At 54.5% G+C, this 23838-nt stretch carries 11 protein-coding genes and 1 pseudogene; 6 read left to right on the top strand and 6 right to left on the bottom strand.

What is annotated here, in order from left to right; genetic code table 11:
- A pseudogene (locus tag RMSM_RS40780) lies at positions 1-515 on the top strand (hypothetical protein); the annotation flags it as partial.
- Between the two features lie 122 nt (positions 516-637).
- Positions 638-2044 carry a DUF1501 domain-containing protein gene (locus RMSM_RS07885; RefSeq protein ID WP_008693937.1) on the top strand — a complete coding sequence of 469 codons (1407 nt, stop codon included), beginning with the start codon at positions 638-640 and terminating at the stop codon, positions 2042-2044.
- A 183-nt stretch (positions 2045-2227) separates the two neighbouring features.
- On the opposite strand, the gene RMSM_RS07890 is transcribed toward RMSM_RS07885, so the two are convergent.
- The 6 genes from RMSM_RS07890 to RMSM_RS07915 all read right to left on the bottom strand — a co-directional run bounded on the left by RMSM_RS07890 (position 2228) and on the right by RMSM_RS07915 (position 14324).
- Positions 2228-5881 carry a mechanosensitive ion channel domain-containing protein gene (locus tag RMSM_RS07890; RefSeq protein WP_040764763.1) on the bottom strand — a complete coding sequence of 1218 codons (3654 nt, stop codon included), beginning with the start codon at positions 5879-5881 and terminating at the stop codon, positions 2228-2230.
- Positions 5882-5906: 25 nt separating this feature from the next.
- Positions 5907-8078 carry an efflux RND transporter periplasmic adaptor subunit gene (locus RMSM_RS07895; protein ID WP_008693941.1) on the bottom strand — a complete coding sequence of 724 codons (2172 nt, stop codon included), beginning with the start codon at positions 8076-8078 and terminating at the stop codon, positions 5907-5909.
- Between the two features lie 3 nt (positions 8079-8081).
- Entirely contained in the window at positions 8082-9593 is a 1512-nt protein-coding gene (locus tag RMSM_RS07900) for an efflux RND transporter periplasmic adaptor subunit (RefSeq protein WP_008693943.1), read from the bottom strand.
- A gap of 20 nt (positions 9594-9613) precedes the next feature.
- Positions 9614-10516: an efflux RND transporter periplasmic adaptor subunit gene (locus RMSM_RS07905; RefSeq protein WP_008693945.1), complete on the bottom strand. Its 903-nt coding sequence runs from the start codon at positions 10514-10516 to the stop codon at positions 9614-9616.
- Between the two features lie 116 nt (positions 10517-10632).
- Positions 10633-12543 (bottom strand): preprotein translocase subunit SecA, encoded by a 1911-nt coding sequence (locus tag RMSM_RS07910; protein ID WP_008693947.1) that lies wholly within the window; start codon positions 12541-12543, stop codon positions 10633-10635.
- Entirely contained in the window at positions 12540-14324 is a 1785-nt protein-coding gene (locus RMSM_RS07915; RefSeq protein WP_008693949.1) for a TolC family protein, read from the bottom strand. Before RMSM_RS07915 ends, RMSM_RS07910 begins: the two co-directional genes overlap by 4 nt.
- A 496-nt stretch (positions 14325-14820) precedes the next feature.
- On the opposite strand from RMSM_RS07915, the gene RMSM_RS07920 reads away from it, so the two are divergent.
- From RMSM_RS07920 to RMSM_RS07930, 4 genes are all read left to right on the top strand, one after another.
- Positions 14821-20820, top strand: coding sequence for a DUF4347 domain-containing protein (locus RMSM_RS07920; protein ID WP_008693951.1), 6000 nt, complete (start codon positions 14821-14823; stop codon positions 20818-20820).
- Positions 20817-21245 carry a hypothetical protein gene (locus RMSM_RS07925; RefSeq protein WP_008693952.1) on the top strand — a complete coding sequence of 143 codons (429 nt, stop codon included), beginning with the start codon at positions 20817-20819 and terminating at the stop codon, positions 21243-21245. Before RMSM_RS07920 ends, RMSM_RS07925 begins: the two co-directional genes overlap by 4 nt.
- Positions 21246-21262: 17 nt before the next feature.
- Positions 21263-21601 (top strand): hypothetical protein, encoded by a 339-nt coding sequence (locus RMSM_RS42420; RefSeq protein ID WP_008693954.1) that lies wholly within the window; start codon positions 21263-21265, stop codon positions 21599-21601.
- Positions 21598-23838: ATP-binding protein (locus RMSM_RS07930; protein ID WP_008693956.1), on the top strand; the 2241-nt coding region annotated here is incomplete at its 3' end. The genes RMSM_RS42420 and RMSM_RS07930, both read left to right, overlap by 4 nt.

Below are 23838 nucleotides of genomic sequence, written 5' to 3' on the forward strand. Positions count from 1 at the left end.
GCTACGGCGACCAACTGCATTACGAAGTGGTCGCGTCGAATCTGCGTCCGGAACTGAACAAACCATATTACGTGGCCGCCAGCGTTAAGCTCGATGACACCTCGGAACAGGGGATCACGTTCTACATGCGTGATCTAACGGACAAAGATGCCAAATTGCAGGTGGCACACGCGAAACATACGGTCGTCAAGGGAATTCGCCCTGAGAATGATCTGACGATTGGCGATCGATTTGGCCAACACCAATGGGACGGTTTGATCGACAACATCCGTATCGAAGCCAAGGCTCGCGATCTGACGAAAGTCGCCCAGGCAGATTCGGTCGAAGGGCTGCCGAACTACGTGATCGATTGGCAATTTGAAAACAAAGACAGCATCGGATTTGATTCGTCCGGAAACAAACACCATGCTTGGGCGAGCATCAAAAACTCGAGCGTGGCTCCGCCGAGTCAACGAGCCCGCGTGGCACTGGTGCACGCGTTGCTAAACTCGAACGAATTTATTTATGTCGATTAGAAAACTAAGGTAGTGGTTTATTTGATGTCCCGAGCGGGCAGCGGGTCGACCTGCGTTTCGCGACTTGGCGTAATGATCGCGGAGCGATCAACGACGATGAAAACCAAAAAGAGGAATAACCAATGACATCAACTTACTCGCGACGCGAAATGCTGCTGCAAAGCGGGACCGGATTCGGAGCCCTTGCACTGGCGGGGATGCTGCAGGGTGTCGGTTCGGCATCCGAGTCACCGGCGTCGCCATTGATGTCCAAATTGACACATCACCCGGCGCGGGCCAAGAGCGTCATCTTCTTGTTTATGGAGGGGGGGCCGAGCCACATCGACACGTTTGACCCCAAGCCCGCGATCCAAAAGTTGGCCGGTAAACCGCTGCCCGATTCATTTGGTCGTGTGATTACGGCGATGGGTGAATTCGATTCGCCGGTGCTGGAGTCCAAACGGAAGTGGAAGCAGCATGGTGAGAGCGGGCTGTGGATTTCCGACTGGCTGCCGCACATGGCGACGCGAGCGGATGATTTGGCGGTGATCCGGTCGTGCTGGACCAACGGAATCAATCATTCCGGTGGTGTCTGCCAAATGAACACCGGAACTCAATTTGCCGGCCGTCCGTCGCTGGGCAGCTGGGTCACGTATGGACTGGGAACGCAGAACCAGAATCTGCCGGCCTTTGTCGTGATGCAGGACAAGGGAACGGTGGTCAACGGCCCGCGAAACTGGGGGACCGGTTTCATGCCAGCGATCTACCAGGGAACCAAGATGCAAATCGAAGGCACTCCGTTTGCCAACTTGAACGCACCGAAACATGTTAACCCGCATCAACAACGAATCGCGTTGGATTATCTGGCGGCAGTCAACCAACGCCACATGCAAACGCGTCGCGACAACAGCGAATTGGAAGCACGGATTCGCAGCTACGAGTTAGCGTACAAGATGCAAAGCCACGCGCCCGAGGCGGTCGATTTGTCACAAGAAACGGCCGAGACCAAAGCGTTATACGGAATGGACGAAAAAGAAACGTCCGAGTTTGGCCGCAATTGTTTATTAGCCAGACGCATGGTCGAACGCGGTGTTCGTTTCATCCAGCTGTACCATGGTGCGGGTAGCAAATGGGACGCGCACAGCAACATCGAATCGAACCATACCAAGATGTGCCGCGGAATGGACAAGCCCGTAGCCGGTTTGTTGACTGATTTGTCGCGTCGTGGGCTACTCGACGAAACCTTGGTCGTTTGGGGAGGCGAATTTGGACGCACGCCGATGAGCGAGCAGGGCAACGGACGCGATCACAACCCCACCGGATTCACGATGGTGATGGCAGGGGGCGGCGTGAAAGCGGGACAAGCCTTCGGCGCTACAGACGAAGTTGGATTACACGCGGTCGAGGACCGAGTGCACGTGCATGATCTGCACAGCACCATTTTGTATCTGATGGGCGTCGACCATCGCAAGCTAATCTACGTCAACAAAGGCCGCCCCGAAAGAATCGACGAGAACGAAGGGCATGTCTACAAGAAAGTGATCGCGTAAGCCAACGCAAGTCCCCTCGCCCGAGCGCAGCTGGGGAGAGGTCGAACGAGCCCTATAGGCTTCGTTCGGGTGAGGGCCGACCGCGCACACTCGATGCAGCGTTCGTCTTGGCTTGCTCGACTTCTTCCAAACGATGTTTGGGAGAGGTGACATGCCGCGAGGCTCTGCCGCATCCCTCTGCCGTCACCGCTGTCGGTTGCTGCGGTCTAGCTGGATTCCGAGTGGCATTGTTTCCGTTTTGACGCTGAAGTTGACATCCCGTTGTGGGAATGGAATGCTGATGTTCGCGGCACGGAATGCTTCGATGATCGCTGTATTGACTTCGTGCGTGACTCCAACTCGCCGATCAAGGGTGGCGAGATAAAAGCGAACCGCAAAATTCAACGAGCTATCGCCGAAGGATTCAAAGTTGATTAGGGGCGCCGGGTCATCCATCACGTCGGGATGCTCACTGACCACTCGTTCCAAAATCTCACGGACTTGGTTGGGATCGGCGTCGTAATCGACCCCCACTTCGATCGACAGACGATTGATCACGTTGGTCAATGACCAATTTAGAATCTTGCCCGTGATCAAATCCTTGTTGGGCACGACCAACTCTTTCCGCTCCCAACTGGTCACCGTCGTTGCCCTCATCTGAATCCGCGATACGACTCCGGTGGTGTCGTCGATCGTGACGATGTCTCCAACACGAACGGGACGCTCGAGCAACAGGATGATGCCCGAGACGAAATTCGCCACAATCTCTTGCAGACCAAAACCAAGACCGACCGATGCTGCGGCTAACAGCCAACCGAGCTGGGTCCATGGCACGCTGAGAATATTTAAGACCACAAAAGCGCCGACCACCGTTAACGTGTAACGCAAAATCGTGGTCAATGCATAGCGTGCACCACTATCGAGCGAGGTTTTTCGTAGCACAAAGAGTTCAAGTAATCCTGGTAAATTCCGGGCCGAATAGACCAACACCACCACGACGCCGATCGAATACAGCAAGTCGCGAAGGGTGACGGGTTCAATGTCCATGTTCTCGCCGACAGAGACTCGCCAAAGTACGATGCGATCAAAGATTTCGATCGCTGGCAATACATTGCTCCAGATCAACGCAAGCCCGCTAATTGCGATCACCGTGGCCATCACGTACACCAATTGCCGTGTCTGACGATCGAGTTTGGGCAAATCCGCCTTGTCTTCTTCTTGAAGCTCGATGCCGATGTCGGTGGGCAATCCTTCGGCAGCAGACGCTTGCATCGCCGCGAGTTTTTTCTCTCGCAGCTCACGTGCTTGGCGTCTCGCTACGTCACGGTAGCGTAGGCTCAGCCAGCGGAACGCGAGCGCCATCACAAGCAACAACATCACCAGCATTAAGAACGACGTTTGCATCAACCTGCCCAAATTGAACGCCGTATCTAGGAAACCTGCGAGTGCTAGGCCAGCGAAAACGATTGGGAATCCGGTCAGAACGAGCCAGATCAAACGACGCCACCGGTACGCTTTGGAATCGGGATTGTCACGACGAACTTGGCTAAAGATCGGACTATTGACCGAAAAGATGACGTTATTGAAAGTGGCAGTCACCAAAAACAATGCGATCGTCGTCAATCGTGATGCGGTCGCGCGAATTTGTTCATCAGGATGCTCATAGAGTGACATCATTAAAAAGATCAGCGTACCGCCGAGCACGGTGTACCAACGCAGATGGAAACGTAGCATTTTGCGAATCGAGTCGTCCCAACCGAAATGAGCTTGAGCTAAGCCTTTGTCCCGACACACCTCTTTGATCAGTTCGCGAGATGCGACGAAAATGGCGGTGACGGCAAAGGCATTCCCCACTCCGGCCACGAAAGGATCCACTGCGAGGTTGCCAAGCAGCGACCAGGCAATAAAGCCAAAAAATGCAGGCCAAATACAAGCCAAAACTATCGAAAACAACAGCGAGGATGCGGTGCTGCTGAATTTCGTATCAGTCCGCAACGCGTCGTCACCGAACTCGCGTACCCAATGTCGCAATCGAGATCGATAGTACACCAACGTCAAAATGACTAGCACACCAATCAGCGATCGAAGCGGACGCGTCAGCAGGCTTCGTAGCAATTGATCGAACACTTTTTGCCAATTATCCACATCGACCAACCACGCCGCTGCGGGAGCGATAAATCGAAATTCGGAAGTCGAAAAAATGGGAGCACTGCGAATCCAAAAGACGTTTTGGTCAACGAAGTCGATGTACTCGTCAAGAGCGGAGCGTAATTGGTGTCGCTGCGTATCGGCAGTCAACATCGTATCGAGGAACGAGTTTTGCGTTTGAATAGTGGACGCCAATAGCTCTTTTCGTTTTCGCAGCAGCATCAGCTCGGGGTCGTTCTCGGGCGTATCCGACGGCATCGCAGCGATTTGCTGTTCGACCTTGGCCGCTTCGTCTTCCAATTCAAAAACGCTGATTTGGTGTTCTTGAATCTTTTCCTGCAAATCCGCTCGCGGTCGATACTTTGTCCGCAGTTCTTCAAAATCTCGGCGTTTGTTTCGCAGCATCAATCCCAATGCGTCGGTCAGTCCCACCGCCTCGAGCCGATCCTGTGAAACATCTAACGTGTTTTTGACCTCTTCGTAAACTTTTTGGATGTCGTTCAGCTGTGCCTGCGCTCGCGCGGATTCTCCGACTAATTTCTGTTGCCGCTCGGTGACTTCGATATTGCTTTGGGCCAACGGCTTGAGTGCTTCGGGTACTTGCTGCAGATCATCGCGTAGCGTTTGCATCGTATCGGCAACCTCACTGCGTTGGCGCTGAGTCAATGCGGACTGCATCGCATCAAGCTCGCTGCGAAGTTGAGCCGTTTTCCGTTCCGACAACTGACGTTGCAGCGGCAGTAGGTCACTGGTGGCGAGATAGGCCGACTGCTCCTTCTTGAGTTCCTCGATTTTCTTTTGCAATGCTTGACGCTTGGAACGCAATTGCGTCATCCGTGCTTGCGTTTGCGCTGCAGATTCGCCGCTTAACGCGGGAGCATTAATTTGTTCTGCGACTTGCTTGAGCTCTTTTTCTGCGGCGCTGATCTCGGTGGGGATTTCCGCAAGTCGCTTTTGTCGGCGAGCGGGCTCGGCGGTCAATCTGCCATCTTCAGCGGTCGCATTGTTAAGCGCGAGCTGGGTTTCAGCGATTTGTTGTTTGATCGATTCAACGGTTGAATCGGGATCAAGCGTCCATTTCACGACCTCTTTGCTGTCAAGCTCGGACCGGATCTCTTTCATCCGTGCAGGCGCTTCGGTCGCCATCGATTCGAACGTTTGGATGTTCTTATCGCTCACCTCGGCAGAACTTAGATTTTGCTTCGCTTGTTGGTACAAATCCTGGAGCGAAGTTTTTAATTCGGCATCCAGGCTGTCGTTGGCGGCCAGCGAAGCTTGCCCCGCCTCGATCGCTTTTGCATCGACGGTGTCGCTATTCTCCAACGGATTTTCGATGACCGTCGCATCAGGGGCACTCGTTTCCGACGTCTGCGCCAGCACGGGGCTGGTAAGTGAAACAGCGATCAAGCAAACGAAAAACGCAACAACGAAGCGGCTAAGGGCCAACGGAGCCGCCACAGAATCGCAATAAAGGCGGCCGTTTGCTCCACCACTGAATGGATATAGCATATTGGAAAGAACGAAGGTTGGCGTGTTGAAGAAGAGTCGCGAATACAAACTGTCATCGATACCGAGCAGACGTGCAACCTTGGTGCCAAAGAGTGCGAGAGAATTGTCGCAGATCCATCCGCGTCCCCGGTCGTTGTGGACCGCCCCTTTGGGATGGAAAATAGAAGATTGCCGTCGCCGATTTCCTTGGGCGGGTGGCATTTTTGGCAAGCAGCCTCGATGACGACTATCGCAGCGATTCTTGCTGCAGCGTGTGCCACAACCGCGTGATTTTGTCCGAGGCACGACGTAGTAACGGATCGGTTTTGCGGTTCAGTTCCACCTTTACCCTCAATCCGGCGGGCAGCACCTTGACGGCGTGCTGGTCCAACCGGATTCGCCCGACAAAATGAGGCTCCAACAATCTCAATTTATGCTCGGAATCAGATTCCGATGTGGCGGCGGGGCTTTGAACACTCAGCGGACCGCCTTCGATTGACGACAGTGATGCAACCACAAGCCGGTCGGTCGCTCGCGGTTCGAGTTTTTCGAAATAGGCTCTCGCGTGGCGATGTTCGTCGTATCGCACAAACACGTCGTTCCCCACGGCGGGACGTGCCTGTTCGATCTGCGATTGGCTAACCACCGCCATCACCTCTTTGTCCTCGGGCAGTGCGACGGTCATCAACAAGTCACCTTGATGAACAAACTTGCCCACACACTGGTCGAGACCTCGGGTGATCACGATCCCGTCGCGATTTGCGGTGACACGAAGTGCATCACATTGACTTGCGATCTGATCGTATTGCTCTTGAATTGATTTCAGATGTTCTTGCAAGACGATCCGTTCGCTCGATTCCTTTTTTTCAATGGCTTGCCTAATCTTGATTTCAATCTGCTGTTGTTCGATCTTCAGTCGATCGCGATGATTCGTCAGCTCGCGATTCTCGATCTCCATCAGCAGATCACCACGGGCCACAATGTCTTGGTCGCGAACATGAACACGCCGGACAAAGCCGTCGACACGGCTGCGAACCAGTGTTTCAGGGGCAAAGCAGACGACCGCGGCAGCTTGGGACGAAGTCGGAATCGGCATCCATCCAACGAGAGCAACGGCTGTCGCGACCAAGCCGCCGCCGACAACACCGGCTCGACAAAACGCAACAAGATCCGTCTGCAATAGGTTCAGTGCGTTCAGAGCGTGTCGTTTCGCGGGCCGTAGGAAAAACATCCAAATCCCAGATGCCACCAATACAATTCCAGCTCCGGAGAACATCGTCGAGGCGGCAAGCAGCAACGTTGTACAAATCACAATCCGCCATACCAGTGAGGCAATTCCATAGACCAGCACAAAATGCCGACGCCATCCGCGTAACGAACTGCTCGGCAGTGCCGTCCCTACCAAGATTCGACGCAGCAGCTGTTCGACCGCTTGGGACGAGACGGAGTACAAGTTGGGAATTTCCAACCAATCCGACAGCATGTAATAGCCATCGAACCGCATCAACGCATTCGCATTGAACAGAACCGTCGAAATTCCGGCGGCAAACACTAACCGGTGCAACAAGAACGAGAGCGAAGCCGAATCCGCCATCGACCACGCAATCAAGGCGGCCGATGCAATCACAAGTTCGACATACATTCCGGCCGCCGATACCGCGATCCGCGCCCACTTGCTATTTAATCGCCAACAACTGCTGACGTCCACGTACGCCAAAGGAGCGAACAGAACAAAGACCACCCCGACTTCGCGTGCATTGGCACCTTGCCGATGACATGCAACCGCATGGGCCAGTTCATGCACGCACTTCAGCGCCACCCAAAACGAAAGCAGCCAAATCCAGTTTGAGCGGCTCCACACCTGAGCGGACTGAGTCCAAAAGCGATCCCACTGAAACGCCATACAAACGCCGCCGACAACAATCAGTAGGATTCCAAATACGATTGTGGCGGGAGAAAACACGGCACGTAGCGAATTCGCAATCGCCGCGATCCAGCGTTGCGATTTCAGTACCGGTACTTTCATCCAAAACGGATTTAAGGATGCAAATGAGAAACCCGACTCGGTCGCCCGCGAATCACCATCTCTGTTTCGCGTCGGCGGTTCGCCATCGGCAAGATACCCTAATTCGTTTTCAAGTAACCAGTAAACAATCGACTGAGCTTGTTCGGTCGTGGGTGCTTGGCTGCCCAGCGTCGCGGCGGCAAGTCCACACGCTTGCGGAACCGTGGTTTTTCCATCCAATAGCGATAGAAAGACGTACTCTTCGTAGCCCACATGAAAGAATCGATGGAGCGAAGGGATCTCGATCCGATAGGCCGTTTGCCCACGTTGCTGGATCGGCCAGAAACGCAGATCATCGGCCAGCCGAATCGGTTGCTGGGCCAAATCGATCGTATTGGGATCTCGTCGTGACATCGGCTACCACCCGACCATCGTTCGTAGTGACGCGTACAGCCGATGGAACAAAACCCAACCCAGCGGATGACGATCGCTTTTAACCCAAGCGTGCCCGCGCATCCCGGGTCTCATCACATTCTCGGGATCTTCGATTTTCGATTCAGCAATAAAGACGTTTTGATGGTTCTTCAATTCGGCTTGCGGATGAACTCGTTCAATTTCACCTTTGACAGCCTGTCCCGGCAGGGCAAGTAGAGTCACCTGGACCGGCATCCCCGAATCAACATAAGGAAACTCGCGTTCGTCAACAGCAACTTCGACCATCATCTCGCCCAGCGGCGCAATTTCGAACAGCGCGTCCCCTTGTTGCAATGGCGCCCCAACACTTTCGTGATGATCACCGCTGACGATCACTCCGTCGATCGGGCTGCGGATCTCCAAGGCGCCTCGGTGATATTCCAACAACTCCATTTCCAGCTTCAAACGATCCGACTCGAGTTCGGCAATTTTGCTGGCTGCGAAATCGTGTTGCACCACATGTCGATTCCGTTGCTGTTTGGCACCGCTCAATTCGGCACGAAGTCCCGCCAATTTGTACTCGATTTCGCGTGCATCGATTCGAGCGACCAAATTACCTTGATTCACACGATCGCCAGGACGAACATACGTTTTTTCTAAAGGGCCATCGATCGGTGAAGCAACGTAGCGTCGTGAAATCGGCTGCAATTCACAATCACATCGAACATGATAGTGGACTGGAAAACACATAATGCCGGCGATCACAATCGACGCGTACAACGCGATTGGACCGCGAATTCCATTACCAAGTTCCGCAATGCGTCGCCCGACACGTTCAAACAAACCAGGAGCGGAACGCTCGATCGATTGCAATTTGCTGAGTACGGGGAAACGCAGCACGTCCATCAACTGCGCGGTCATCGTGGGTTCGACATCATCATCCACCACAAGTAACACGCCGCGGACATCACCGTCATCGTCGATTAAACAGACAGCCGTCAATCGATCGATGTCAGCCTCATTAGCAAATTGCTCCACCGCCATCAGCGAGTGACGATTCGTTTGATCGGTGATCGGCCAAAGGGTCCAATCGCCTCGCACCGCAATTTCGTCGATCGCCGCGTTGAGCAATCGCAGCGAATCCGATGGGCGTGATGAATCGGATGCAGGGCGATGTCCCACCACCTGCATTGGATACGTTGTGTGTTTATCCGCACCGGGTGGGCGCCAGGCCACAAACGCTTGTGATGCCGCGAGCGTCTCGCCGAGTTGTTTTGCTACTTCGTCGGCGGCATCCTTTAAACTCGATCGCGAATCCAATTGCAACTGTAACTCAATGGCAACCGACAAAACACGCAATCGGTGATCCATTCGGCTGACGCGGTTCGCATCATCGACGTCGCCGGGCGAGTTGCCATCGTGATGCTTTGACAACGAATCACCATGGCGCAGCGGTCGCGGATCGCCCGCAGGCGATTGCGATATGTGCGGCGGGTTTGGCGGTTTAACCGGCATCGAAGCTTGTCCAGCAATGATTAGCGAGCAGAATAGTCTGTCGATGGCAACGCATTTGCGTGACGAATGCTGGGCATCCGGTCGTCAACCAAACCGTTGTTTCCGGCGGCTGTGTCGGGGTACTGCCAGCGGGCAACGACGCCGCTTTGCAGTTGACGATCACGATTAGGAATGCGGATTTTGACGCGTACCGAACCGCTTTCTGCGTCGGCAACAGGCGAGACGTATTCGATCACCGCAGCCGCAGGGACCGCGTCATGCCCAACCAACAAAGTGACTTGCTGTTCAACCGCCAATGAGGCCGCAACATCAAGCGGAACCGAGAAGACCGCTTTCAGTTCGTCAAGCTGGACGATCTGCATGACCACTGGATCGGTCGGCGAGACAAATTCGCCTTGCTCCTTGCGGATTTCGACCACGACTCCGGCGATCGGCGACTCGATACGTCGTTGTTTGATTTGTGCTTTCACACGCTCGTATTCAAGCCGCCGAACTTCGAGTTCTTCGTTGATCGATTGCAATCGCGACTTGGCTTGTTGGTATTCGGTTTCGCTGCGATCGAGTTCCCGCACCGATGCGTTCCCTCGTTCCCGCAGCTCCTTGTAACTGGCCAACTGTTTTTGACGACTTGCCAGTTCCAATGTGGCACCCAGACGCGATCCGGTCGCATCCTTCGCCGACTTCGCCACCTCCAACGACGCTCTCAGCACCGAGTCGTCAAGCTGGGCTAATAATTGTGTCGGATAAACTTCGTCGCCTTCGGTGACACGAATCTCGGCGAGAATACCGATCTCGGCCGCCGGCACGTCGACACGTTTATAAGGTTCGGTGAAACTTTCCGCTTCGCCCGCCATCGTGATACTCGACGACGCAATCCACGTCGTCATCAATGCGAATGAAATGCAGTGTTGAATTGAGTTCATGGTCTAAATTCCATTTTTGACAATGACGAACTGCAAACGTTGGTAATCCGCTTGGAACGCCGAATCGATCATTCAAGGATACTTCGTCGTAGCCCCTGCGAGACCTTTGACCAGCGTCAACGACGCTGGGTTTGCCGCCTCAACAACGTGGCGGTTTCGTGATCTTGTTTCAGCAATCGCAACCGCAATCCGGCATCGCGGCGTTGTTGATTGGTTTGGGCTGTTTTCAATTGACGCTGGATCTTGGGAACCGAGTGCGGGTCGCTTGCGTCGGATCGCAACAGCGACCGTGCGATCCACGGTGCGTGCAGTCGGATCAAATCGTCTTCGGCAGAAATATAGATTCGGGCCGATCCGGGATCCCCACAACGTGCACCTCGTCCGATCAGTTGTCGATCAACGCGTGCCAGACGGCTTCGCTGCGTCACGATCACGTGTAATCCGCCAAGTTCACGCGAAACCGAATCGAGAGCGATGTCGGTGCCTCGTCCCGCCAGATTCGTGGCCACGGTAATGGCCCCCGTTTGTCCAGCGCGCCGGATCACACTGGCTTCGTCTGCGTCTTGAACGCCATTGAGCAGTGCGAATGTCAAACCTTGGTTTTCCAGTGCATCGGCCACCGCCTTGCTTTCGCTGATCGCCGACGTGCCGATCAACACCGGTCGTCCGAGTTCATGCAATTGCCGTGTTTCCTTGGCAATCGCTTGCCATTTTTCCGCCATGGTGCGTGTTACACAGTCCGGCTGCATGACACGACGCGTGGCGATCCGCAGCGGAATCGGTTGGACGGCCAAGCCATACACCGATGCAAACTCACGCTCACAGCCACGTGCGGTGCCGGTCATGCCTGCGATCGATTGGTAGTACCGAAAATAGCGTTGTCGCGTGATGCGAGCCAATGACCGTGTTTCGGTGGTGACCGGAAGCCGCTCGGCCGCTTCGGCAGCTTGGTGTAAACCGCCGGACCAGGTGCGATCCTCAAAAATTCGCCCGGTCGATGCATCCACGATTCTGATTTTTCGATCGCTGACCACGTAATCGACATCTCGCCGATAGAACGCTTTGATCCGAATCGCAAGCGTCACGTATTCGTGCCAAGGACGAACGAGTTGCGGATGCACCGCCATATCACGATTCTTGTAGACCGTCTGGAAACCAGATTCGGTCAAGCTCACGGTCCGCTCCAACGCATCGGCAACATAATGACGATCGCATTCCAAACGATTCGCGACGACGCAGGCGATCCGGTGCAGTTCGGCATCAGCCGCCTGCTGATCGCTACGGCTGCTGAGAATCATTGGCGAAACGGCGTCGTCGATCAACACATTGTCAATTTCGTCGATGATGGCGGCGTGCAGCGGACGCTGGATTCGATCACTCAGCGGCAATTTGTTTTGGATTCGGTCATACACCGCAAACGAGCCATCGCCGTTTGAGATTTGGTCACGCAGATAGTCAAATCCAAACGCGTGCGCAGGCCCATACGTCACATCGGCTTGGTAAGCTTTGCGGCTGACCGATGGATCCGCTTGATCCGCCAAGATGCCTGTCGTCACACCAAGTCGTGCAAAGACAGGTTCTAGTTTTTCTTGATCTCGCTGAGCTAGGTAGGAATTCGGTGTAATGACATGAACACCACGACCGAGCAGCGACTTCAGATAGGCAGGCAACACGGCCGACAACGTTTTGCCTTCACCGGTCTGCATTTCAGCGACCGCGTCGGATGCCATTACGAACCCAGCGTGCAGTTGGACGTCGAACAGTTCGATTGCGAACGTCTGACGAATCGATTCGATCACTGCCGCGGCGGCCGACGTCAACAGTTCTTCACTAGGTTGTTCTCGCGCAGCGATCCGCAGCCGATGAGTATGCGTGACCAATGCGTCAACCGAAGCGTCCTTCAACGCCCTTGAACACTCTCGAGCTGCGGCGATGCGCTGGGACACCCAATCGTCACACCGAATGCGTCGTGCGATCTTGGCAGCGTGCGTTGATCGGATCGTCGGATTCCAGAACGACGCAATCATGAACCGTCCTCCGATTCATCATACAGTCCGAACCAACTGCCCATCAGCGTGTCTTCGTCAAATGAATCGCTGCCATACAACTGGTCGGGGGAATCACGATCGACAGGCGACTGGACCGCGGCCGCGTTGGGTTGGCCGGTGACATCCTGCGTGGAAAAATAGTCAAACCTCAACAACATCCCCATCGCCCTTCGCAAATTCACCCACGACATCACATAGGCGACCTGGGCGTTGACATAGGCACGTTCTTCGTCGGCAAGCCGTTCTTGGGCATCCAACAAATCATCGATCAACAAGACGGCTGATTCATTCGGATCGGGCAGTAATTCCCACCGTTGTTGCAGATAATCGACCTCGCGTTTTTGTGCGACGATCGATTGTTGTTTCACCATCATCTCGGCGAAGGCTGTTTGGGTTTCCCGCGCAGCGATCTCGACCTCGGCAAACGCCACTTCGGTCGTTTGTTGGAATTCGTACATCGCCCGCGTCATCTCGAGCCGACTACGATTCAGCCGAGCACGACTGGCGCGGTTTCCCGCCGGCAGTTCGAACAAGAATCCCGCGGCGTAGGTGGGGCGACCGTCGCTGAATTGGTTTTCAAACGCCCTCAGCGAGCTGCGATTGCCATCGAGTCCTGCGATGTAGCTGCTAAGAATCAAATCCAACCGCGGCAGCACTTGATTGCGTGCCGCGCCGACGCGAGCCGTGGTGGATTGGATCTTGCGAATCGATTGATTGATATCCGCTCGGTGTTCCAATGCGGTAAAGACCGACTCGCGTAACGACAATTCGACCGGGATGGTGAACGGTTGGTCCTGAGGCGTCAATTCTTGGTGGTGGGCAAATCGCAGCTGTTCACTTCCCGTCAACATCCGCAGCCGCGATTGGGCATTGCGAATGCGTGCTTCGGCGCGGATCAGATCCGATCGGCGGCCCGCCACGGCGACACCGGCTCGCAAGATTTGACGTTGATGCGAATCGACGCCTTTTCGCGACAGTAGGACTTGATACAGATGGTTTGCCGATTCGAGCAATCGGCTGCGCTGCAACCAATCGGCGCGTGCTTGAAACAGATCCCAATAGGCGCGAGCGACATCGACGAGATGATTTTCCAAATTGGCACGAACTTCGGCATTGATCTCGCCCACTTCCAAACGCGCCAGCAAGATGCGAGTCTGGTTAAAGGTGGTTCCACGGTCTTTCATCAATGGCTGAGTAAAGCTGAATTCGAGCCGCGTGGTACCTTGCGGGTTGGGAGTCAAAAAGGTCGAGTTGTTCGCTTGGTAACCCGCTTGTTGAGACATTTCGAATTGGCCACCCGAACGCGTTTTTCGCCGCAGCCCGGCGGCGCCGCTGAGCGTTTCGTCACGGAATCGATCCGAGTTATCTCCGGTGGTCAATCGGCTGCCGACCGGATCATTAGTGTCAACAAACTTTGATTCGACAAAACTGAGCGAATCAAATTCGGCATCGGCGATCGTAATTTCGGTGCGTTGAATCTGAGGTTCGGTCAAAATCGCTTGGATGTACGGCGACGAGACCAGCGCCATCTCGATCAGCGAGTGGATGTCGACAGCCATGGTGTTTTCCGCCAACCCGATCGTCTGGCTGACCGGAGTTTCCCACCACATGGGTGCAACTGACTGACTCTGGTTGTCAGCGGCATCGCTAGCAAATTGGTTCGGTACGGTATCCGGCAATAGGGTCGCTCGGGCTCGATAGGGATCCAACGAGCTGACGGCGTGGTTTTCAGTAGCGTTTTGCAGTGCATCGACACGCATATCGACTGGATATTGGGCGTTTACGACAGTGCATGTCGTTGCAGCGAAAACCAGGGCCCAAGATTGCAATGCAACCCGGGTCAACGGGAGACGTCCGAGGTATCGGATTCTCCGTCGTCCAGTCGTTTCGTTGAACCGTTTCATACGAGTCTGCTGTACTCGAGTCGCCCAGAAATAGATTTCGATCGGTACGGGATTCGTTTCCGCAATCGCCGCGATGGGCAGCGGTCTTTAACGGAATGATCCCACCATCCCTTTAGATCGGCACAACGAGCAGATTGAAAACAGACGGATGCACCGAAAATCCGAGGACGAGCGTCGATTGGCGTTAACACCTGATCAGCTGGCATAATCGTCACACCTTAACTATCCACCCATGTTTATCTTGTCGAGCAATTCCGTCCTGATCGTTAGCCGTCGGGTAACTTTCAAATGGTCAGCAAGCGTTACAGATTAAATTTCTCGATCCTCACGTAACCTGTACGAGTCACCTTCTATGTCCCTATCAACCCGCAATTGGTGGCAGCAAACATTGTTGACGCTGGATCAGTTGACGGAATGTACCCGGAAGATCGTCAGGGGCCCGGTTTCACGTCGTTCGTGGCAACGTGGGATCGAACTTGCGCCGCTGGAACCGCGAATTCTATTTAGTGCATCACCGATCGACGTGGCTGCCATGGAATCGACCGACGATACCGCTGTGATGGTGGCCGAGGTCGACGCAGCAGAGAGAGATTCGGTCGCAGGCGACGGGGCATCGCAAAACGAGATCGCCCAGGCCGCGCTGGAGATCGTGGTGGTCGATTCACGTGTCCAGAATCTAGACCAACTGTTGGAGGATTTAGATCAATCGGATCGAAATATCGAATTCTTCGTGCTCGATGCTGACCGAGATGGCGTCGATCAGATCAGCGAAATCCTGGGTTCTCGCACCAATGTCGCGTCGCTGCACATTGTTTCGCATGCCGAAGACTTTGCCGTCCGCTTGGGAAATACTTGGCTTGCCAGCGAAAATCTAGACGGTTACGCGGGGCAAATCGCAGGATGGCATTCCGCGTTGACCAGCGATGCCGACATCTTGTTCTATGGATGTGATTTGGCATCCGGCGAGAGCGGCCGCAGCTTGATTGATGCGGTTGGTACGTTATCAGGGGCGGATGTCGCGGCGAGCGACGATGACACGGGGTATGCCAATTTTGGTGCCGATTGGGACTTGGAATACCACACCGGAGTGATCGAGTCGGAGATCGTTTTTAGTTCCGAATTGCAACAGAACTGGGTTGGCAAACTGGCAACGATCACGGTCGACACGTTGATCGACGAAGAAATCGCCAACGGACAAACCTCACTTCGCGAAGCCATCACCTTAGCGACCGCCGGGGATACGATTGTGTTGGGCGCGGGGACTTACAATCTGACGATCGACACGCTCGAAATCGACAAAACCCTGACGGTTACCGGTGCGGACGCACGCTCGACGATCATTGACGGCACCGCCCTTAGTAAACGGGTCTTTGAATTGCAGGAAAGCAGCGTCGTCACGATGTCGGGGATGACCATCCAAGGTGGGGATGAGAGCAACGGCGGCGGGATTCTGGTCGATAGTTCAGCCGTTCTGAACTTGTCCGACGCCTTGCTGCAAAACAATTCAAGTAATGATGGTGGGGCGATTCACGTCCACGGAACCGCCAACTTGCAGCGGGTGCTGCTGTTCAATAACAATGCTTCGAGCAAAGGGGGAGCGATCAATTTCCATGGCGCCGATGGTGGATCACTAACCAACGTCACCATCAGTGGCAATACGGCCAGCAGCGACGGTGGGGGACTGCACACCGATACCAATATCACGATCACCAATTCTACGATCACGTTGAATACGGGTGACAAAGGCGGAGGGATCGTCAACAGTGGCGCGGTGGTAACGATATCCAACACGATTGTAGCGGGAAACACCGGAGTCAACGGCGATGCTGACGTGATTGGGGATTTTTCGAGTAACGGAGCGAACCTGATTCAAAGTCTGGGATCGGCAACAGGATTTGGTTCCGACATCACGGGTGTGAATCCCAATCTGGCAGCTTTAGCGAACAACGGTGGCTCTACCGATACCCACGCGATTGACACAAGTAGCGCCGCATACAACGCAGGAACCGCAGTCACGGCGCCGTCGGTCGACCAGCGAGGTGTAGCGCGTAACGGATCGGTTGACATTGGAGCCTATGAGTACACTGCTGTTACAAGCATCTTATTAAGCACCGATGAATCGGTCTCCGGCAGCGAAGCCCCAGGGCTATCCGACTGGGATGCGGGTGAGGTGCTTGATTTTGGAGACATCAATAGCCTCGATCCGGTCGCCAGTGCAACCGACGGGACATTTTCAAGCTTCTTTAATCTGTCATCATTTGTCACCGGTGGAGCCGATATCGAGGCGATTAACTATGTGACCGAGGACATCACGATTGGCAACAGCAGCACAATCGCATTGCAGGCAGGTGACATCCTGTTCGCCACTCGCGACACAGAAAACCTAGTCAGCACGAATTCATTGACGGTCACCCGCAATGACTTGGTAATTTTCCGTCCTGATGCAGTCGGCGACTACAGTGCGGGAACCTTCCAAATCCTGCTAGAAAACCCGGTTGCAAAAGGGTTTCATGCGGTCACCTTGATTACAAAGAACACCCTTGTCGGTGACGTCGTGCTCACCCAAGGAAGCTTCCTTCTTGCTCATACTGACTCGGCTCAACATCACAAAATCCAGTACTACACCCCGGACAATGTGGGCGCATCCAATACCACCGGGACACTGCAAACGTTGATAGACGAATCGTCAATCTTAAGCGGGCAATTGCAAGGATTGGATCTAGTCGAAGACACCATGGACGTCGGAGGGCATACGCTGAGGGCGGGAGAGATTTTAGTTTCGGTGAAGGATGGCGGGACCTTCGGCAGCAATAGTGTCGCCGCAACCGGCAACGACATTTTCTCAATCTCCGTGACCACCACCGACCTGGGATCAGCGGCATCCAATTTTACCGCCACACTTGTGATGGACGGTTCGGACGTTGGTTTGGATACAACATCCGCACAGATCTTTGGTTTTTCGTTATTTGCACCTGCAGCCGCTGCCAACACCGCTCCGGTGATTAGCAGCGATGGCGGTGGGGCGAGCGCAGCGATCAACGTTGGCGAAAACACCGTCGCCGTAACCACGGTTACGGCGAACGACGCGGATGTTCCGGCACAAACGCTGACGTATACGATCAGCGGGGGCGCGGATGCTGCAAAATTCGCAATCGATAGCGCGACGGGCGAGCTCAGCTTCGTGACGCCGCCAAACTTTGAAGCACCAAGTGATGTCGGTGGCAACAACGTCTATGACGTCACGGTGTCCGTCAGCGATGGCACGCTTAACGACACCCAAACGATCGCTGTGACCGTCACGGATGCCAGCGAAACTTTGACGGCAACCAATGAATTTTTGGTCAATGACGAAGTCGGAGATCAACAGATCACCAGCGCCGAAGATCGCGGCAACACGCAAGCCGTGTCGATGGCCGCCGATGGCAGCTACGTCGTCGTGTGGACCAGCTTGAATCAAGATGGATCAGGCAAAGGAGTTTATGCACAACGGTTTGCCGCCAACGGAACAGCGATCACGTCCGAATTCCGCGTCAATGAAACGATCACCAACGATCAACAATGGGCCAGTGTCGCATCGGCGTTCGATGGCACGTTTGTCGTGACTTGGACGAGCAACCAGGGAGCAACCGGAGACGATATTTATTACCGCAGATTTGCTGCGGATGGGACGGCGTTGACGAACGAGTTGGTCGCCAACGACAGCACCTCGGGTACCCAAAAGAATTCGATCATCGGAATGAACAGCTCCACCGGCGAATTTGTGATCGCGTGGCAAGGTAATGGAACCCAGACCGGAGAGATCGATTCAAACGGTATTTTTGCTCAGCGTTTTGACAGCTCGGGATCTGCCATCGGAACGGAATTCCGCGTCAACGGCTCGACCAGCGGAACTCAATACGATGCCGCAATTTCCGTAAACACCGACGGTGACTTCGTCGTCGTGTGGGACGATACGGTGGGAGTCCATTTCCAACGATTCGACAGTAGCGGCAATGAACAGGGCGGCCAAGAAACGGTATCCGGAAGTGTTTACGCTGGGAACGCCGCCGTGGCCATGCACAACGACGGTTCCTTCGTCGTCGCATGGCGACAATCGGGGACGCTAACGCCAAAGGACATCTATCTTCAGCAGTATAGCAACACCGGCGCGACCGTCGGATCCACGCAAACGGTCAACAGCACCTCAAGCTTTGATCAAGAAGATCCCTCGATCACGATGGCTGCAAATGGAGAATTTATCGTGGTTTGGGAGGGCTACGGATCACAAGCGGGACACAATGACTCGTCAGGAATCTTTGGTCAGAAATATCACGCCAATGGCAGCGAGATTGGAAACGAGTTTCGCATCAACGAGACCACGTCGGGCACTCAAAGCAGAGCTTCGCTCGCCGCGATCGACATCGATAATTTCGTCGTCGTTTGGAGCGGTGCAGGAGATCAAACGGGTGAAGTCGACAGCAGTGGCGTCTTTGCTCGCCAATACGGAACGGCAAGCGTCAATACCGCTCCCACCGTGACACTGACCAACAAACTTGCCTCACTAGCAGAAAATGCCGATACGGGATCGAGCATCAAGATCTCGGACATCGTGATCGCCGACGATGGAAATGGCACCAACGTGCTGTCGCTGACCGGTGACGATGCCAACATGTTCGAGATTGTCGGTGGTAATGAACTGCATCTGAAAGCCGGAGTGAGTTTGGATTTTGAAACGAATCCCTCGCTCGATGTGACCGTTCACGTGGACGATGCACAAATTGGTGTCGCCTCCGAGGATTCCGATGGACTTTCCATCGCGATCAGCGATATCAACGAAGCTCCCACGGTCACGCTGACTCCCGTCGTCACCACGCTCGGCGAAAATGCCGATACCAGTTCGGCGATCATCGTGGCAACCATCACCGTTGATGATGATGCGTTGGGCAGCGAAACGCTGACTGTGTCAGGGACCGATGCCGCGTTGTTCGAAATTGTCGGCAATAACTTGCGATTGATTGCTGGTGCGTCGCTCGATTTCGAGACTAACCCGTCGCTTGATGTCACTGTGAACGTCGATGACAACACGATATCGGGAAATCCCGACGACTCGGCCAACCATTCCATCGCGATCAGCGATCAAAACGACGCTCCCACGATTGGCGGAACGTCAAATAAAACCATGAATGACAACGCCACCAAGGCGGTGTTTGATGCAGTGACGATTGGCGATGTCGATGGCGACAATGTGTCGATTACCGTCTCGCTGAGTGGCGGCGATACCAATGGATCGTTTACCACCGCGTCATTAATCGCCAGCGGATTCAGTGATGATGGTGGCGGTGTCTACTCGCGAACCGCGTCTTCGACCGCTGCGGCGCAAACCGCCATCCGCCAATTGATCTTTGATCCGACTGAAAATCAGGCGACGGTCGGCACCGCAACCGCGACCACGATCACGATTACCGTCGATGATTCGCAAACAACGAAGTCCGAAACCATTGTGGTCGACGCCACATCCATCAACGACGATGCGACCGGACAACCGGTCATCGTCGGAGTCGCAGCACAAGGCCAAACGCTGACCGCCAACACCAGCGGTATTGCAGACGACGATGGATTGGGCAGCTTTGTCTATCAATGGACTCGTGGTGGCAGCGTGATTGGGACCGCCACATCGAGTACCTACACGTTGACCGCAGCGGACATCGGACACGCAATACGTGTGTCGGTTAGTTTTACCGACGCACTTGGATCCAACGAAGGACCGCTGCTAAGCACCGCCACCGCCAACGTGGCCAGTTCCAACGTGGCTCCGGTGATGACAGATACCCTCGTCAACGCGATTTCGGGCCAACGAACCGAGTTTGCTGCGGAGGTCTTCGAACGAAACTCGGTCGATGCCAATGGCGATCCCTTGACCGCGGTGTTAGTGACGCCACCGGCATCAGGCAGTTTGACCGTCGATCCGACTGGCCGATTCGTCTACACATCGGACGAGGGATTTACCGGAACGGTTAGTTTCCAGTGGAAAGCAAACGATGGCGCCACCGACAGCAATGTGGCGACGGTGGTCATTCAAGTGCGTCCCGCAGCAATTCCATTGCCCGCACCGCCGCAAAATAACACGCCCGACCCTGAGCCTCAGCCTGAGCCCGAAACCGACAACAATGATAGCGACAACGACTCGGATGGCAATTCGGACAGCGACAACGCCAATGTTAGCGACGTCACCCTGGTGGGCATGCAGAGCGATCAAGATGAGAGATTCAGCGTTGCCAGCGAGCAAAAAACGTCGTTGAATTCCTGCAAACCAACGATGACGAACCGGACAATGTTGCGGTGTTCACGGTTCAGTCAACCAACCAAATCATGATCGATGCGGAAAACGACAACAGTGACCCACATCGCTCCGATGCAGTGGTAACGAGTCAACAATCCGATGCGAATTCGCAATTTTCAGAATTGGCTATCCAACCGATTTCGGTAGCCGATTACGAATTGTTAACTCGCCCTGGTGAAATGTGGGATCAGCTAGACAACTATCAAAAACAACTCGACAGCCAAATCCAAGGCGACCTGATTGTCGTCGGCACCGCCGGGGCGGCAGCATCCAGCTTTACCGTCGGGATTGTGGCATGGGCACTTCGCAGCGGGTTCCTGGTTTCGGGACTGCTTGCCCATATGCCAGCATGGCGCGCGGTCGACCCACTTTTGATCATGCAAGGCGTTGGGGTCAGTGACGATGGGGAGTCACTCGAAGAATTGATGGACCGCCGCAACCAAGAGATTGACGAGTAGGAAAGCACGGGAAAAACATGAACCTATTACAACGTATACCGATCCGCATCCGTATCTCTTTCGGTCTTGTCGGTTTGATGACGGGAAGTTTGTTGGTCGCCAGCGCTGCCGGCTTCTTTCCTAACGAACAGGAAGAGATCTTGCGTGGCCGAGCCAAGATGTGTGAATCGCTTGCCATTAGCGGCACCGCGATGGCCGCATCGGGTCAAGTCGATTCACTGCATGTGACATTGGCGTCGATCGTCCAGCGTGACCCTCAAGTGTTATCGATTGGTTTACAAAATATTGACGGAGAAACCGTGGTATCGGCGGCCCGCACAGCGAAACGTGGGATCCCACGATCGAAAACGGGATGAACCAAATGCAGGTGCCTATCTTTCGCTATGGCAAACAATGGGGCGAATTGCAAGTTGCGTTTGAACCGACCGGCGGTCTGTTGGGGTTGGATCACTGGGCGCCCGCTTGGTTGTTGATCGTTTTGATTCCCGCGTGCTTGCTGCAATTCTCTTTTTTCTTACGTAAGACGCTAGAGAATCTCGATCCCTCCGGTGCAGTGCCAACCCACGTCGAAAAGGCACTCGATACATTTACGGTCGGATTGTTCTTGTTGAATTCGCGGGATCGCATCCTGTTTGCCAATCAACGTCTGGCAACGCTGCTGGGCTGCACCTCGGAAGAATTGGTCGGCAAACGAACCAGTGAAATAGGATGGATTCATCCAGCGGATTCCTCACAAATATTGCCATGGAATGATGCCAAAGAATCCAATGATTCGGTAAACGATCGGATTCTGCATTTTGAACTCGACGGTCGCATGCTGACCTTCAGCGTGAATTGCACCCCGATTACCGGACAAGGCTTTTTGGCGACGTTTGATGACATCACGTTGATCGAAGAAAACAAAGTCGAATTGGCACATGCTCGCGACGAAGCACAGAATGCCAACGAAGCCAAGAGTGCGTTTCTGGCCAATATGAGTCATGAGATTCGAACGCCGCTGAACGCCGTGCTCGGTTTCACCGATGTGCTGCGTCGTGGACTGGTCACGAATTCCAACGAAGCGATCGGCCACCTGAATATGATTCACAACAGCGGCGAACATCTGCTCGAGTTGATCAACGACATCCTCGACCTTTCCAAGATCGAAGCGGGCCGATTGCAGGTTGAAATGATCGACACGAATGTGCATGAAACCATCACCACCGTCGCAAGCGTGCTGCAAGAACGCGCCCTTGAAAAAGAGTTGGAGGTGATTGTCGAATTCAATTCACCGTTGCCGCGAATCATGCAAACCGATCCGACACGCTTGCGTCAAGTCATCACCAACTTGGTCGGTAACGCGATTAAGTTTACGGACGAAGGCGCAGTAAAAATTGTTGTCGATGTCAATACCGAGAATGATTCCGCAGCGATGTTGCAGATCGCAGTGGTGGATAGCGGCATTGGGATGACCCCGGACCAACAAAGCAAGATCTTCCAATCGTTTGTTCAGGCCGATAGCTCGACGACGCGAAAATACGGCGGCACGGGATTGGGATTGTCGATCAGCCGACGATTGACCGAAGCGATGGGAGGCGATCTGACCGTAGCCAGCGAAGTGAATGTCGGCAGCACGTTTACGATCAAACTGCCCGTCGATCCGCAAGCGATGGAAGACGTGATTACCCCGGAAGAAATCCAATCTCAAGCGAACCATCGTTCGGCGGACGTGTCGGCCAACGGGCTGATCCGGTTGCCCGCATTGCCGGTGCTGGTCGTCGACGACGGCGAAGCCAACCGGCGGTTGATCGAATTGGTACTCGGACGCGCCGGCGCGATCGTGACGACTGCCGAAAATGGTCTCGAAGCGATTCGAATGATCAGCGAGTCCGACTACTCGCTCGTACTGATGGACATGCAGATGCCAGTTCTCGATGGATACACGGCCACCCAGCGTTTGCGTGAATGTGGGGTGACCACGCCGGTTATCGCATTGACCGGAAACGCAATGAAGGGTGACCGCGAGAGATGTATCGACGCGGGTTGCGACGACTTCTTAACCAAACCAGTCAACATCGACGAACTGCTTAGCCACGCCCAGGCGTATCTTGGCGAAGTCGAGGACGCTGACGAGTGCGATGATAGCGAGGAAGGTTCGGTGACATCCGTCTCGGACGATGCTGAGGATGCGTCGACCGTGGCCAAACCGCCAATCGCGGATACCATGCCGGTAGCGCCGCAACCACTCGGCCTGGCGTCCACCGAATCATCCTCAGGCGATTCATCATCCGGTAAATTTTCCGAGGAGTCATCATCTGAGGAGTCATCGCTGAGATATGACGGCGCATCTCCGATCCATCCCACATTGCCGATGAACGATCCCGATTATCGTGCCATCACCACCGACTTCGTCTCGCGTTTGGACAATCGACTGCAGGCGATGGAGAACGCAATTGCCAACGACGATTTCGAGACACTGCGAGCGGAAGCCCATTGGCTAAAAGGATCCGGCGGAACCGTCGGATTGGGCGTATTCACCGAATCGGCAGCAATGTTAGAACAGGGCGCCGGACAATTCGAACGATCCCAGCTGGAACGTTTGCTCGATGACATT

This window comes from Rhodopirellula maiorica SM1, from assembly GCF_000346295.1.
GTDB lineage: Bacteria > Planctomycetota > Planctomycetia > Pirellulales > Pirellulaceae > Novipirellula > Novipirellula maiorica.

Coding starts and splice junctions, on each gene's coding strand:
- RMSM_RS42420 (WP_008693954.1), top strand. CDS start 21,263: ATGAACCTATTACAACGTATACCGATCCGCATCCGTATCTCTTTCGGT.
- RMSM_RS07925 (WP_008693952.1), top strand. CDS start 20,817: ATGATCGATGCGGAAAACGACAACAGTGACCCACATCGCTCCGATGCA.
- RMSM_RS07885 (WP_008693937.1), top strand. CDS start 638: ATGACATCAACTTACTCGCGACGCGAAATGCTGCTGCAAAGCGGGACC.
- RMSM_RS07910 (WP_008693947.1), bottom strand. CDS start 12,543: ATGATTGCGTCGTTCTGGAATCCGACGATCCGATCAACGCACGCTGCC.
- RMSM_RS07890 (WP_040764763.1), bottom strand. CDS start 5,881: ATGCCACCCGCCCAAGGAAATCGGCGACGGCAATCTTCTATTTTCCAT.
- RMSM_RS07915 (WP_008693949.1), bottom strand. CDS start 14,324: ATGCGTGTCGATGCACTGCAAAACGCTACTGAAAACCACGCCGTCAGC.
- RMSM_RS07895 (WP_008693941.1), bottom strand. CDS start 8,078: ATGTCACGACGAGATCCCAATACGATCGATTTGGCCCAGCAACCGATT.
- RMSM_RS07920 (WP_008693951.1), top strand. CDS start 14,821: ATGTCCCTATCAACCCGCAATTGGTGGCAGCAAACATTGTTGACGCTG.
- RMSM_RS07905 (WP_008693945.1), bottom strand. CDS start 10,516: ATGAACTCAATTCAACACTGCATTTCATTCGCATTGATGACGACGTGG.
- RMSM_RS07900 (WP_008693943.1), bottom strand. CDS start 9,593: ATGCCGGTTAAACCGCCAAACCCGCCGCACATATCGCAATCGCCTGCG.